Genomic DNA, 14,787 nt, shown 5'->3' on the forward strand with positions numbered 1-14,787 from the left:
ATGAAGTCCGAGGCTGAACCGCAAAAGGGCGCCGCAATTTTCAACAGACCGGGAACGACTACTCATGTCGACATCGTGCTGTTCAACGGTTTTGCGCTACCGAAAATTGCGGCGATTATCGAAATTTTTCAGCGCGCTAACGCCATGGCGGTGTCGCAGACCGGCGGCGCCCCGCCTTACGACGTCAATTTGCTCTCGGCGGCCGGTGGGCGAATTGCCAGTACGTCCTACGTGTTCGTTTGGACGGACGCGGTCGAGTCCTACAAAACCTTCGGTGATCGACATTTGGTGTTTATCGCCGGGGGGACCGGAGCGGAGCACGCTGCCCGCGACGAACGTCTTGCGACTTGGATGCGGCGCGCCCATGAGTCCAGCGAACTTGTGCATCCAATATCTGAAGGTCGACTTGTGCTCAAGGCCGTTGGCCTGCCAGGCCGCCACAGGTTGGATACCGGCGCGGCAGGCGCGAGCCGGTACGCCGAGCCGCCAACCGAGATTCAGACGAGCTTGCGCATCGTTGAGGATGATCTCGGCGAAGCATTCGCTTGCCAGATTGCCCAGGCGATCGCACCGCACTGTACTCTGTTCGGTTCCCCGCTCACAAACGACATTGCACCTCAGGTGAGTGAGCGGATCATGGCCTCCGCGCGCTGGATCGAAGCCAACGTTGATCGCCCGATCTCGATCGATGATGCCGCAGCCGTCGCAACGATGAGCGAGCGCAATTTTTTACGCCGATTCAAGAATGAGATTGGCATGACGCCGTCGGACTATCTCATGCGTGCACGCCTCGCATTGAGCTGCCGTATGCTGCGCGAATCGCGTTTGCCCGTCGACAAGATCGCCCGGCATTGCGGGATCGGCAGTGGTGGTCAACTTTCCAAATTGTTCAAGAAGCACCTGTCGACCACACCGAGCGATTATCGGAGACGTCAAGCTACGCTACAAGCCGCTCATTCCTGAACCGGAATCCGGCGCGACACTTTTCTTCTCATGACGTGGCGCCCGGCATTGTCGAATGATGTGGCCGCTTTTTATAGCGTATGAGCGGCATTGCGATCTATCAGGTCAACGGGCCAGCATGCCAACGAACAGATGCGTCAGGGGCGCGCGAAATCTTCTACCGTCAGTTCGACTTGCGCGGCGGGACGGGCGAGTAATTTCCGTTCGGCTATCGCGCGGATGCGCCCGAACCCGTTCCGAAAGGTTTTGAGGATGCGGGCGTCGCCCGCACCTGGCTCGAGCCAGAAATATGCTTCAAGTGCCGTGATCGTGATCAGGCATTCGCTCGTGCCGTTCTGGCCTGCAAGATAAAACGCCACGGCGAGTCGATTGGTGAGTACATGCGGTTCAAGTTCAATGGTTTCCATAGGCGGCAAGGGCGACGCTTTGGATAGGGGCGCAATGATTTTTACACATTTAATGCATTTCCGGTTTGGGCAACGCTGGTGTGCCGGAGGTCACATCATTTGCACACGCGAAATATGCCGAGGCGCGGTGCTTTTCAGCACCGGGCGCATGCAATGAACTTCGAGTCAATGGACTGGCGCGTCGTTGGACGATCACTTTCACGTGAATGCGCTGAAGCCGGCGTATCTTTGCTTGCTATCGTGGCGGGAGTGCGGCCCGATCGCCGGTCGTGGCCGTCAACAGGCGATGCCGTCGATTCCGCATCGCGACTGGCGTAAAGGCCAGCGCGTGCCGGCCGGCCGAATACCGCCACTACAACTTCGTGATGGACGATTAATGCGTAATTCTGATGCCCAGGTCGCCCGGCGACTCAGCTTCAATGCCGGAAGCCGGGCAATTCACCGACATGATTTCGTGTAGCCGGGGCCGGCATAAGCCGGTAGATGTGCATTGAAAGAATGCCGGTCTTCACATGCCGTCAGGCGCCACGTCGGCGCGGAAGCGGCAGATCAGCCTGGCGTCATCGGCGAGCATCTTGATCTCGGCTTCCGTCAACGAACTGACCCGCTCCGCCAGTGAATCGGACAGACCCAACGCGCGCTTTGCCTCCTCCCGGTCTTCCCTTAGCATGCGCTGGGCGAGCAGGAGATACGACTGGTTGAATGCGGCGATTGCCTTGAGGCTATCTGAGTTATTGTCCAAGAGATTGCGCCCTGTATAGGAACATTGAAGACCTCATCGCCGCTTACTATCCGGCGATAACCTGATCGGAAGCTTACCTTTGATGGCATTCCCGCTGCTGACAAAATCTTGATCTCATCCGCCATTAATCGGTCGCCACCGCGCCGGACTCGTGTATTGAATCGGAACGGGATAATTCCTGAATCAATGGGGCGACCCGCCAGTTGAATTGCTGTAGTGTTCCGTCATTTGGTTAGCGGGATCCGACAAACCCATTCCCGAGAAGAATAGGGCAGGCAATACTCGTTTTGTATTCGCCTCTCCCGGCGAATCTCAATTGCCTCGGCTCAACCTGCCCGGCATCGCACCTGGTACGGGCGGGTGTTTTTTCTGTTGGAGTATGGGCATTTCCGGATAAACACCTGATCATTCGATACGCGAGATCCAAGACCAATGCTTAAAATAACCAAAGCCGTTTTCCCCGTCGCAGGGCTGGGTACCCGCTTTCTGCCGGCGACCAAAGCAAGCCCGAAAGAGATGCTGCCCGTTGTCGACAAGCCGCTCATCCAATATGCGGTCGAGGAAGCGATCGCCGCGGGCATTACGGAAATGATCTTTGTGACGGGGCGCAGCAAGCGGGCCATCGAGGACCATTTCGACAAGTCATACGAGATCGAAGCGGAGCTGGAGGCGCGCGGCAAGGAGAAGTTGCTGTCCCTCGTGCGTAGCATCAAGCCCAGCCATGTCCATTGCTTCTATGTGCGTCAGGCCGAAGCGCTGGGTCTCGGGCATGCCGTGCTGTGCGCGGAAAAGCTCGTAGGAGACAGCCCTTTTGCGGTAGTACTGGCCGACGACTTGCTGGACGGCCAGCCGCCCGTGTTGCGGCAGATGATCGACGTATTCGACCATTACCATACGTCGGTGCTGGGCGTCGAAGAGATCGCACCGGAAGAGTCGAGGTCGTATGGCGTGATCGACGGCAAGCAATGGGAAGACAGTATCTTCAAGCTGTCGGGTATCGTCGAAAAACCGGCACCTGCCGATGCACCTTCCCGCTATGGCGTGGTCGGCCGCTATGTGCTCAAGCCACGCATTTTCGATCATCTGCGCGCGCTGCGGCCGGGTAGCGGCGGAGAGTTGCAGTTGACCGATGCGATCCAGTCACTGCTGAAGGACGAGCAGGTACTGGCCTACCGATATGACGGCACGCGTTTTGACTGCGGCAGCAAGCTGGGTTATCTGAAGGCGACGGTGGAGTTCGCACTGCGCCATCCCGAGGTGTCGGCGGACTTCAACGAGTACCTCGCCGCTCGAATGGCCGAACTGTCCGTATAACGTTTGACCGCGGAGAGCATGCCGTCATTGCCGCATGGGCGTGACGGCGTGACCGGGTGACGGACGCCGCTTCGCTTTCCGTCACCCGTGCGATTCAACGCTTAACCCGCGCCGCTGTCCGCGCGACCCCGGCCAATCCCGCCGATGAAGCGCCTGAACTGGTCGAGATGCCATCCCGCCCGCGAGTAGTGTCGCTCACGTTTGCTACTCAGGAGGTCCATGACATGCGCGACGCACGCTGCATCGGACGGTTGCGCATCTTGCGGTCCCGGCAGCACATTGTCTCGAAGGAATTCGGCGCATTTGGCCTGGTAACAGAACAGCAACACCGGAACGTCATACACGAAACTGACGATCGCCCCATGCAGTTTCGACGTGACGACGCAGGTCGCGCCTGCGAGCAGATCGATCACTTCGGTAATCGAATCGCCGTATTGGAAACGGCCCACGGTGACGTTCACTGGTGAGAACAGCCGCGCGATGTCTCCCGTTACCGCAATGCTTTCGTCGTCCAGCGAAACGAACAGCACATGATCGACGAGGTGCTGGCTGTCCACCATCGCGAGAACCGCCAGCACCGCATCCATGTATTGCCGCAGATGAATGGACACCACCAGCGTTCGAGGTGCGTCCGTTCTTTGTCTGGGCGTATAGAGGGCGGGTAGCGCGAACGCGAGATCCTTGAGATTGGCTGGCGCCGATCCTGTTGCGTCGGCGACTGCGCGGACCGACGCTTCGTCACGGACCGCGATGCTCGGCATGGCTCTCAGAAGGTTCGCGAATGCGTGGCGTCGCTCCGTCGTCGCAAAGGGGCCGACCGACACGCCGAGCGCCGCGACGGGCCGATTGAAGCGTCGCCCCGCGTTGACGATCAGACGGGCAAAGGGCAGGGAGGCGTTCGCACCGAACAGCGAGCCGCCACCGAAGACCGCAGCCCTCGCGCGGAGGACCGCGGCCATGTACGTGACCGACCGCGCAGCAGCGCCCATTACGCCCGGACGCGTCCACAAGGCTCGCGCCACGGGTAAATGAAAGGAATGCGTCAATTCCTGCGCGGGCGATGCGCCGACGATCAGTGGCTGGATTCCCGGTGTTCTTACCGCTATCGACTCCAGCAGGTAGCCGAACAGATCGTCGCCGAAGTTGTGTCGCCCATAGAATCCGAAGAAGGCGATGCGTGTCTCGCGGACAACGGACGTTGCTCGATCATCGACTCCAGATGTGCTCATTTCAGGACCTCGGGTGAAAGTGCCGGTGTCACGGCGGGTAACCCGTGCGAGGGTGCTGGCGTGAGCAGCCGTCGATAAATCCCGACATAGGAGCGGAACAGTTGCTTGTCGCCGAAGCGCGCGCGCGCATGCGCGCTTGCAGCGGCACCCATGCGCGCGCGCAGGTCCGCATCGTCGATCAGCCGGCGGGTGTAGTGCTCCAGTTCGGCGTCGTCGTTCGCGAGAAAGCCGGTCACGCCGTGAACAATCACATCGCGGTTGCCGACGATACGACTGGCCACTGCCGGCAGTCCCGCGGCCTGAGCCTCGATCAACGCGATCGGCATCCCTTCCCATAGCGAAGGCAGAACGAAGATGTCGCATGCCGGCAGTCGTTGCCGGAGTTCCGCTGCCGCGATCCAGCCGCTCAGCTCGATCGCGTCGCGATCTATCCATCGGTCGATTGCGTCGGCTTCGCCGTCGCCGAACCACACGAAGCGCGTGTTCGATGACGCGAGGCGTTGCGCGAGACTCGTGAATCGCCACGGCGCTTTTTGATAGGTGACGCGCGCCGATGTGCACACGACAACCTGTTCGGTCATCCGGCTGCGGCTGCCGTGATCGAATTCGTCGAGTTTGACGGCGTTCTCGACGAGACTGGTGCGCTCCGCGCGCCGAAGCAGCATGCGCGCGTAACGCAACTCGCTCTTCGAGCAGGCGACGATATGTCCGCCGGTGGCGTGGAGCGCGCGCTCGACCAACAGATACAACCTGGCCTTGATAGGCGAAATATCCTCTTTGAGAAAAGCGAAGCCGTGCGGTGAATAGATCGTGCGGGCCGTCATGCCGAGCAAACGCGTCGCGATCCGGCCCAACGCCGCGGCTTTGGACGAATGAAGATGAACGATGTCCGCCCGCTCACGCGACAGCGCGACGACGAGCCGGAACACACTCGCGATGTCGTGCGCGCCGATGCTGGTACGCATGTCCACCACCTGACGCCGCACTCGCTGATCGAACAGCCCATCCAGCTTCGCTGCTGGCGGCGTGTCCGTCCGCACGGAGTGCAGTACGACGACGTCGTCACCGGCGGCGACCTGACGATTGGCCAGCAGCACGACGCAATGCAGCACGCCACCGCCCAGCGCTTCCGTTACGTGCACGATTTTTTGTCTCATGGTCGCTCACCCTAATTCCTGAATGGCTGGAGCCGTCTGATAAGGCAGAAACGGGGACTCGCCCTTGCCTTCCTCGTCGGACATGTTGTGGATTCGTCCCGCGAGCGCGATGAGTCCAATGATGAATAGCCACGTCGCCAGACTGGCTGGCATGTGCCTGTTGCGTGGAGAGAACTGGCGCCATAGCATGACGAGCATCAGGTTCACGAGAATCAGCTGGAAGCGGATGCCCGCGTAGGTCACCTGAGTTATCCCGTACAACGCCACCGCCAGCACCGCGCAAATCAGCCAGCCGATGGGCGGGATCGCGAACTGTCGCCGGTAGACGATCATCACGGTCAGCATCAGAAGCTGGATCAGCAGGAACAGCAGTCCGGACGACGCGTTGGGCGCGGCCATGCCGGTGTAGAGACTGGTTTTGTCGGAGAAGTAATCCGGCATCACCAGCGATATGCCGATAACGACGATCGCCACCCCGACGATCATTAGCGTGTGCCCGCGCCGGGTCGTCGCGACAAAGAGCAGGAACAGCAGCGCGGACGAGAAATGCACGCAGGTGCCGATCAGGGCGTAAATCACGTATCGCACCGGCTTGCGGTGCGGCGCGATGCGGGTCGCGAGCAGGAAGATCGCCGACGCGAGACCGAAACGCATCACGTTCATGGTCAGCTCGTAGAACATGCCCGGCACGAGCACAAGACCGCCGAACCAGATGCCGTAGCGGCTGCGTGAAATCGACCACAGCAGCAGCAACGCGGTCGTCATCGAAATGCCGTTGACGACGAACCGCGGGTCCGGATAGACCGCCCAGAGGAATTGCGCGTATGCGTTGAACAGCGGTTCCGCGCCGTAGCCGTTGCCCTGGCCGAGGTCGGTGAACGCCTGGTAGTAAGCGGCGGTGTCGGTGCCGCTATGGCCGCGCAAAACGGCGAGCGCGACGATCGGTAGCGAGCAGGTAAGGATCACCGCGGGATTGGTGCCGCCATACGCGATGCAAAGCATGACGCCGAAGTAGAAGATCAGAAGAGGCAACAGGTAGTAGCTCATTGCACCTGCCTTGCCGGTGTGCATTGCGAATTGGCGAAGAGCGTCTGCTTCACGTGAATCTCCGCGACAGCAGACAGCGCCGGAAATATTTGGCCGCGCTCAACAGCGAAAAGCAAAGCCACTCGACACGACTGATCACGCCGCGTCGCCGGAAGCGCAGGTAGTTGTCCTGTTCACCTTTCTGGATCTTCCAGAGTTGCGCGCTCAGGCCGGTACTTGCGCCGAACTGCGCCTTGTAGACATACGAAAGCGGAAAAGGAAACAGATATGCATTACCGCGATCCACCAGCACCACTTCGAGCAACATGAAATAGTCTTCGGCATGTCGCTTGGTTTCGTCGAAACGGGCGCCGACGTCCGCGCGCATCAGAATGCTGGACGGGGTGAAGCGGTTGGAGAACAGGATCCGCCGGCGTGACATGGGACGCGGCGCGCAAACCGATGGCCATGGCTGGCATTCGGCCTGCTCGCCGGGTTCCAGTTGCGCGACGGGATGACCGGTGATGGCCGCTTCAGGATGAGCCTGCATCCATCCGTACTGAATCGTCATTTTCGCGGGATGCCAACTGTCGTCCGAATCGAGGAACGCGATGTAGGGCATCGCCGCCGCCGCCCACGCCACATTGCGCGCGGCTCCGGGACCGGCATTGCGGGGCTGCTCGATGACGCGCATCCAGTCGGTCGGATACTGCTTCGCCAGTTCGCCCAGAAGCTCGCGTGTGCCGTCGGTGCTGCAATCGTCGACCAGGATCAGCTCGCGCGGCCGGGCCGTTTGCCGGAACACGGACTCGACGGCCCGGCCGATCGTGTCACGACAGTTGAAGCAGGGAATGATCACGCTGACGGGAACCGGCTGGGGCCGTGAAAGCGGCGTATCGGGCGCAACCGGCTGATCGGCGGCGGCCCGCGCCGGTTTGCGTCGTGCCCGGGCGAGGAAATGGCGCGCGCACAGCACGGACAATGCGGCCCACACGATCTCGCCCGATACGGACGCGATCGCGGCGCCCATGATGCCGGCGACCGATACGCCGATGATGGTCGCGATCACGCTGAACAGCAGCGCGATCGACGCGCAGCGGTTGCGCACGCGAATCAGATCGCGGGTCGTCATCACCGAGGATGCGCTGACCGTCAGAAACCGGAACGGCGTGCTCAGCGCCATCAGCACGACGACACTCACCGATTGTTCGTATTGCCGGCCGAATACCAGCGGAACCATGAGCGGCGCGAGCAACGCGGCCATTCCGGCGAGGGCGACGCCGGAGCCGAGCATCCATTTGTTGCCGTCCCGATACATCCGCTCGAGGCGTTCGTCGCCCGACGCGGCCCAGCGATGAAGACGCGGCATCAGGAGTTTCTGGAACAGAACGGTAGGCAATAGATACAGCGCGCTCTGGATCGTCACGGCGACGCTATAGATGCCGGCGTCCAGCGATGTGCCGAGGTGGGAGACGACGACCAGTCCGCTTTGCGCATACGCGTAGAAAAGCACGCTGGACATGCCGAACGGCATGACGTTACGCCACAGTTCCGCGATCGAGGGGGTGGGTAAATCAGTGCCCGCGCTCGCCGCCACCGGTTTCGGCCCATGTCCGATCAATTCCGCCGCGCCGCTTCGCAGCACGGCGACCGAGCGCCACGCGCCGAACGTAACGACTGCGCCGATGCAACCGAAGCCGAGCGCGATCGACTCGCTGCCCGACGCCAGGCGCCAGCACATCAGCACCAATGCGAGGCGCGCTGCGTGTTGCAGCGCCTGCCACATCGCCACGCGGCCGAACTTCTCTTCCAACTGGAGTTTTGCCGAGGCCATTTCGATGGCCCCTTGCGTGAGCACCACCGGAAGCATCAACAGCAGCAGGTGTCCCGTGCGTGAATCCGCGGTGCCGAGCCATGCCCACAGCGCGGCGGCGATCAGGCAAACCAGCGCGCTGCGGGCGATGAAGCGCACCGATACATCCATCCAGCGCGTGGCCCGCCAGCCCTCGGTGCCGTAAGCTTTCAGCCAGAACGACGGCACGCCGAAACCGACTGCCGGCGCAATGATCGTCACGACCGCGAGCGCGGCGGCGAACTGCCCATAGGCCGCCGCCGACAGCGATCGCGCGAGCATCGCCTGGACGGCGAACGCCAGTCCGGCCGATCCGAGCGCGCTGACGGAGAGCAGGGAAGCCGCCCAGGCGTCGCGGCGTCGCTGCGTCATGGCGTCACCTCGTCGATCACCGGACGCGCCTCTTCACCTCGTGAGCGCGCATAGCGGTAGCTGCCGTAGCTCGCGCCATAGCGGAAACGTCCGGCGTGCCGGTCGATTCCATTGAGGATCACGCCCTTCACGTCGACGCCTACCTGCCTCAGGCGGCGTGCGCATTCCTCCAGTTCCGCCGGCTTCGTGATCGACGCGCGCGCGACCAGGAAGACGTTGCCGTCGGAATAGGGCGCGAGAATCGCCGCATCGGGCACCGCGAGAAGCGGCGCGGTATCGACGACCACTACGTCGTAGCGTTCGGACAGCGTCTTGAAGAGTCCGGCGACGCCCGCGCGACTGAGATGGTCCGCCGCATTGGGCGGCAGCGATCCGCTCGGGAGAAAATCGAGCGTCGATCGTTCGATCTTGCGGGTCGCCGCTTCAAACGTAGTGGTCCCGGCGATCACGTCGGACAGCCCGACGGCGGAAAAGCAGCCGTTCGCGCGGCTTAGTCCACTGCGTCTCAGGTCGCCGTCGACCAGCAGCACGCGTTTGCCCGCGCGGGCCAGCACGGCGGCTACGTTTGACGCAATGAACGACTTGCCGATGTTCGGCGCCGGACCCGTGAACATCACGATGTTGTTGCCGGCGTCGGACAATGAAAACTGCAATGCCGTGCGAAGACTGCGCAGGCTCTCGATGGCGGGGTCGCCCGGATCGACGAACGCCAGTGGGCGGCGTGATTGCGGCTTGCGGCGCCAGTTTCCGGCCCAACGGAAGCCGCGCCGGGTCGCCATCGGCACCACTGAAAACACGCTCAGATCGGTCTGTTCTTCGATCTCGTGCGGGTCGGCAATGCCACGGAACAGCAGGTCGCGGATAAAAGCAGCGGCAGCGGCGGCGAACATCGCGAGCACGACCACGACGACGCACAGGACGGGACGCCACAGCCGGATCGGCTGGTCGGGCAGCAACGCATTATCGAGGACGCGCACGTTGCCGATCCGGCCTACCTCCAGGATCTGCAACTGTTCGATGTTGTTCAGCAAGCCGACATACAGATCGTTGGCGATCTTGACGTCGCGTTGCGCCTTCACGACGAGACGTTCGGTCTCCGGCAGACGATCGATACGCTGGTTGAAGCTGCCCGATTGCGCCCGAAGCACCTCGATCTGATGATCGAGCGCAAGCACTGTCGGGTTCGTCGGTTCGAAGCGGGTCAGCGCGTCCGCGCGCTTTTGCAGCAGTGTGCTGATCGCGGTCTCGTTGTCGGCGGACTGCTGAAGAACGGCGCGTGCCTCACCGTCGAGATCCACCGATCCCAGTTTGGTTCGAACCACCGAATACGCGCTTTCCGCCGCATCGAGTTTTTGCCGTAAATCGGGCACCTGACTGCGCAGGAATGCCAGCGATCGCGCCGCCTGCTCCGCCTTGCGGTCCTCGTTCTGACCGACGTAGTGATGCGCGATATCGTTCAGGATCGCCGTGATCAGTGCGGGGTCGCTGCCGCGCAGCTTGACCTGCACGACATTGGAGTCCTTGCCCAACTCGCTGATGGAAAGACTGCGTTGCAGCTCGTTGATCGTCTCCAGACGCGATTGCCGCGTGAGCTTGAAGCGGGCGCCCACCGCCGCGTGAATCTCATCGACCTCCAGCGTGATCGGGCCGGCGTCGCTGATGAACGTTTCCGTCTTGCCGACGCGCCCGATAACCTCGCCGCTCAGCCCCGTTCCCGACAGTTGGTAGGTGCCGCCATTCTGAACGATCAGGCGATAACGTTCGCCCTCGAGCTCGGTGGGAACGTCGAAGCGCTTGACGGTGATACGCTCGTCGCCCCACGTAAAGCCGCCCATGCCGAGGAAACCCGGGCGGGACAGCCCCTTGTTCGAGCGCGCGATAGCACGGCCCACGATCGGAAAACGCGCGGGCTCGGCATCGATGAACAGGTGCAGGTTGTCCACTGCCGACGACACGACCAGCCGCGACTGGAGCACCTGCATTTCGGTATCGGCGGATGACTTGACGTCCAGCATCGACGAAAGATCCTGACCGAGCAGTGACGACGCGGTGGTCGCGGCCGACCCCTCGTCGACCTGCGTGATGATGTTGACCTGGTATTGCGGATCGGACAGCAGTACCGCGACGATGCCGAGGACGGAAACGGTGCCGAAAATCCATAGCATCATGCGCCGGTAGAGCATGAACACATCGAGCATTGCCGCCAGGTTGAATTCCTTTTCGGCGGCGTGGACTTCGTGCGGAATAGTCGGCGGGTTCACTGTTCACCTCCGGCAAAAGAGACCGCACCGGAAGAGACATGCCCGTCGGCCCAGCCGTGCGGAACACGCTGGTTCGCCAGCCGGCCGGCCCAGTAGTCGATACCGCGGGCCAATGCGTCGCGGCATTGACGGAATTCGGAGAGCGGCAACCCGATCGGGTCATCGATGTCGACGTCGTCGAAACCACGGATCGCGAAAACGCGGCCGCGCATCGGCGGATAGAGCGCTTCGAGGCTGCGCGCCTGGGCCGAGGTCATCGTCAGGATGAGATCGGCGTCATCCGCGAGCTGGCGGGTCAGTTGCGTCGCCCGATGCGCGTGGATGTCGATGCCGATTTCGGACATCGCCGCGATAGCCTCCGCCTCGGCCGGCTCTCCCACCACGGCGGTGAGACCGGCGGAGCGAATCTGTAATCCGTGGACGCGCTGTCGAAGCATGGCGGCGGCCATCGGGCTGCGGCAAAGGTTTCCGTGGCAAACCGTAAGAACTTTGGAAATCATCTGGTTTTGCTTTCGTTATGTTGAGGCGTTGTCCGTTCGGCCAGGCGCTTTCGCACCCGGCGTCATGTCGATCGCCAAATGGCCAATTCGTTGATCTCGAGCTTTCCCGTCCAACCGGTGAAGGTCGCCTTGAAAACGGCCTGAACGGCGCCGGGCGGGACGGTAGTTTGTGCGGCTGGAAGTTCGTTCGCGACGCTTTGAACTTCACTCAGGCTCAACGGAACCCCTGCCGCGGCGTAGAACTGAAACGACGACGTTATGCGGCCGGTCGTGCCGGTCGTGGTGGCACGACAGGCGGCCATGACGGTTTCTCCGGGCCGCACGGGAAAAGGGGCTCGCGTGCCGAGGGAGAAGGGCGTGTCGCCGCGGTCTGGCAACATCAACTGCAATGCCTGTGTCGACCCGGCTCGCGCGCTCTTTTCCGCTGCCGCATTCAGGCCGATGATCGCGCCGGTGAATGCTTCGGGAGCGTCAAACGATGCGCTCCAGTGCGTGAGTTTGCTGACGGGTGTGTTGGCGCTGTCGAGCGCGAAGACGCTGTCGGGGTTGACCACGTTGCCGCGCCAGGGCAACGCCTGAACTTTCTGAAAACTCATCGCGCTCAACGATTCGACGGGCACCTCGTCGCCGATCAGCGCTGTCAACGCCTCTTGTTCCGGCGACTCGAAACGCCATTCGACGCCCGACGCGGAGAACTTCGCCGTACCCGCAACCAGTCGACGTGGCGCATTGACGAGGTCCTTGCGTTTCCAGTGCCTCGGCAAAACGATCGAGTCGCGCAACACGGTGCGCAGGCGATTACCCGAGGCTGTCGCGTTGACCAGCAGCCCATCGATTCCTTCGATGTGGCAGTGGCTCAAGGCCACCGTGCCATAGCGCGCCTGACGGCCGAAATGCACGACATCGCCGTTGAAATCGAACGAACATGCGTCGAAGACGAAGTCCATGCTGTCGGAGTCGATGTCGATCGCGCGATTGGACCCGGCGAACGTGCAATCGAAAAAGCTCATCCGCTCGCCGCTGTTCACGCTTCTGCCTGGAGCGCCCGGCGCGACGTAAATGCCGTTTTCGCGGTTCTGTTCGAAGCGCGACGAGAACCACGCGGTCAGATACGTATTGATCGGATCGATTCGAAGCCCACCACGCCAGCCCGTCACGACGACGTTGCGCCCGCCCGCATCGCGCACGGCACCGGAAAACCCGGCCTCGCGGTTGCCCATCACGATTCCCCATCCGTCCGCCTTTTCCCTGCCGGGGCCGAGAATCGAGATCGTGCCGCCGGTTCCGTCGAGGAACGGCGACCGGTCGCCCGGAAAGCGCAACGCCGTTGGGGGGAGTGTCGTTTCGTTGCGGCAGGTCAAGCCGTTGCGGCCCACGGGCAACTGCGAGAAATCGAGCAGGACGCCGCCCACCGAACACAACTTGACCCACGGCGCGGTGTCGATCGTTCCGGTGAGCACGTAGCGGCCGGCAGGAATCAGCAACGACGGCAAGCAGGACGTGTCGCGGGTACGTAGCGCGATATTGCGCACGTAGTCGATCGCACGCTGGAACGTGCCGGTGTCGTCGCTCGCGCCCTTGCCTTTGGCGGCGAACTCGCTTAACCACAGAAATCCGTTTTGCGGCGAGTCGACGGCGGACTCGCCCCATCCCCGCGAAACGGCGGCCGCGCCCAGCATCGCCACGCCGGCCGAGAGTCCCATGACCGAGCGGCGATTCATGACGACCCCGCTGTCGAGGGCGTATTTCGGAAGGGTCTGTGTTTTGAGATCATTTCGTCACCAGGCCGGCGTAGAGACCCGCGGTGATGCCGGGCAGCAGAAGACTCAGAACACGGCTGAAGCGGACCAGACCGTTGCCGTCGACGTAGACGATGTCCTTGGGTTGCAACTCGAACCGGTTGGCGAGGATCATCGATACCGGCGACGCGGCGTCGAGGTGGTACACGTGCGCGTCCTTGCCCGTGCCGCGAATCACGTAGAGTTGCGCCGCGTCCGCGGAGTTGGAATTGATGCTGCCGGCCTGCGAAATCGCGTCGCTCAGCGTGAGTTGGCCGCTGCGTTGCGGCAGCGCGGTGATGGGCTTGGTGACTTCACCCAGCACGAACACGCCGTTTTCTTCTCTGGCGGAGACACGTACGAGATCGCCGGGACGCAGCATGATCTTCGAAGGATTCAAGCCGCGCTGCAGCATCTTCGTGAAGTTGATGTCGTAGGATCGACCGTTGCGAGTCAGCGTAATGCGGCTCTGATCCGCCGCCGGACTGAATCCGCCCGCATGGCTGATGGCGTCGTACAAGGTCGTTGGAATATCGTTGACGGCCTGGGCTCCCGGCGTACGAACTTCCCCGTCGACATACACCTGCTTGGCGCGAAACGACGCGATGCGCACCGTCACCTGGGGGTTGTGAAACGACTTGCCCAACTGTGCGGAGAGCGTTTGCTGGACATCGTCGACCGTCATGCCGTCGACGCGCAGACTCCCGACGTAAGGAAACCGCAGATAGCCCTTGTCGTCGATAACGAATCCCGGCGGCGGATCATAGGTACGCGAGTCGGCCGGCGGCTGCGCGCCCAGGGCGGCCGCGAGTTCGGGATGGTCCCAGACGGTGATCTGCAGCACGTCGCCGGGGCCGACCGTATAAGGTTGCGCGTGCGCGAGCAGCGTGCTGATGCTGGCGTCGTCACGGTGCTGGATCTCGCTGCTGATCTGATCGATCGACGACAACGTGACTTCGGTCGTCGGCACGGGCAACTTGCCGGCCGGCGCCTGCTCCGTCGCGCCGCTCACCGGCAACGTCGCGGACGGCTGCATTTTCATGCCGGGCGCGAACGCGCAGGCCGACAACGCGAATTGCAGTACTGCCACTCCTGCCAGCCGGCTGATCGAAAATATCTGGCTGCCGCTGCGTGGTATCGCACGGGATCTGGATTTCAATTGCTTCACTTCTATTCCTTTTTTGTA

At 62.2% G+C, this 14,787-nt stretch carries 12 protein-coding genes; 2 read left to right on the plus strand and 10 right to left on the minus strand.

Going from position 1 to position 14,787, the window contains the following annotated elements; genetic code table 11:
- Positions 1-963, plus strand: a complete 963-nt coding sequence (locus QM685_RS25375; RefSeq protein ID WP_415120568.1) for a GlxA family transcriptional regulator — start codon at positions 1-3, stop codon at positions 961-963.
- A 137-nt stretch (positions 964-1,100) separates the two neighbouring features.
- Here QM685_RS25375 and QM685_RS25380 read toward each other — a convergent pair whose 3' ends face one another.
- Both QM685_RS25380 and QM685_RS25385 read right to left on the minus strand, forming a co-directional pair.
- Positions 1,101-1,370 carry a DUF1488 family protein gene (locus QM685_RS25380; protein ID WP_415120570.1) on the minus strand — a complete coding sequence of 90 codons (270 nt, stop codon included), beginning with the start codon at positions 1,368-1,370 and terminating at the stop codon, positions 1,101-1,103.
- A gap of 508 nt (positions 1,371-1,878) precedes the next feature.
- Positions 1,879-2,112 carry a flagellar transcriptional regulator FlhD gene (locus tag QM685_RS25385; protein WP_415120572.1) on the minus strand — a complete coding sequence of 78 codons (234 nt, stop codon included), beginning with the start codon at positions 2,110-2,112 and terminating at the stop codon, positions 1,879-1,881.
- Positions 2,113-2,544: 432 nt separating this feature from the next.
- On the opposite strand from QM685_RS25385, the gene galU reads away from it, so the two are divergent.
- The gene (gene galU, locus QM685_RS25390) at positions 2,545-3,426 is read left to right on the plus strand and encodes a UTP--glucose-1-phosphate uridylyltransferase GalU (protein ID WP_415120574.1); all 882 of its coding nucleotides are present in this window, start codon (positions 2,545-2,547) and stop codon (positions 3,424-3,426) included.
- A gap of 101 nt (positions 3,427-3,527) precedes the next feature.
- Here the strand turns inward: galU and QM685_RS25395 are convergent, their stop codons facing one another.
- The 8 genes from QM685_RS25395 to QM685_RS25430 all read right to left on the minus strand — a co-directional run bounded on the left by QM685_RS25395 (position 3,528) and on the right by QM685_RS25430 (position 14,691).
- Complete coding sequence (locus QM685_RS25395) at positions 3,528-4,655, minus strand: polysaccharide pyruvyl transferase family protein (protein ID WP_415120576.1); 1,128 nt, start codon at positions 4,653-4,655, stop codon at positions 3,528-3,530.
- Positions 4,652-5,812: a glycosyltransferase gene (locus QM685_RS25400; protein ID WP_415120578.1), complete on the minus strand. Its 1,161-nt coding sequence runs from the start codon at positions 5,810-5,812 to the stop codon at positions 4,652-4,654. The genes QM685_RS25395 and QM685_RS25400 overlap by 4 nt, the downstream gene beginning before the upstream one ends.
- Positions 5,813-5,818: 6 nt before the next feature.
- The gene (locus tag QM685_RS25405; RefSeq protein WP_415120580.1) at positions 5,819-6,859 is read right to left on the minus strand and encodes an EpsG family protein; all 1,041 of its coding nucleotides are present in this window, start codon (positions 6,857-6,859) and stop codon (positions 5,819-5,821) included.
- A 49-nt stretch (positions 6,860-6,908) separates the two neighbouring features.
- Entirely contained in the window at positions 6,909-9,062 is a 2,154-nt protein-coding gene (locus QM685_RS25410; protein WP_415120582.1) for a glycosyltransferase, read from the minus strand.
- Entirely contained in the window at positions 9,059-11,323 is a 2,265-nt protein-coding gene (locus tag QM685_RS25415; RefSeq protein ID WP_415120584.1) for a polysaccharide biosynthesis tyrosine autokinase, read from the minus strand. The genes QM685_RS25410 and QM685_RS25415 overlap by 4 nt, the downstream gene beginning before the upstream one ends.
- On the minus strand, positions 11,320-11,823 hold the full coding sequence (locus tag QM685_RS25420) for a low molecular weight phosphotyrosine protein phosphatase (protein WP_415120586.1): 504 nt from the start codon (positions 11,821-11,823) through the stop codon (positions 11,320-11,322). The genes QM685_RS25415 and QM685_RS25420 overlap by 4 nt, the downstream gene beginning before the upstream one ends.
- A 62-nt stretch (positions 11,824-11,885) precedes the next feature.
- Positions 11,886-13,544 carry a hypothetical protein gene (locus QM685_RS25425; protein WP_415120588.1) on the minus strand — a complete coding sequence of 553 codons (1,659 nt, stop codon included), beginning with the start codon at positions 13,542-13,544 and terminating at the stop codon, positions 11,886-11,888.
- Positions 13,545-13,593: 49 nt separating this feature from the next.
- Complete coding sequence (locus QM685_RS25430) at positions 13,594-14,691, minus strand: polysaccharide biosynthesis/export family protein (protein ID WP_415120590.1); 1,098 nt, start codon at positions 14,689-14,691, stop codon at positions 13,594-13,596.
- Between the last annotated feature and the right edge of the window lie 96 nt (positions 14,692-14,787).

The sequence above is a fragment of the Paraburkholderia sp. genome (genome assembly GCF_047605525.1).
Lineage (GTDB): Bacteria > Pseudomonadota > Gammaproteobacteria > Burkholderiales > Burkholderiaceae > Paraburkholderia.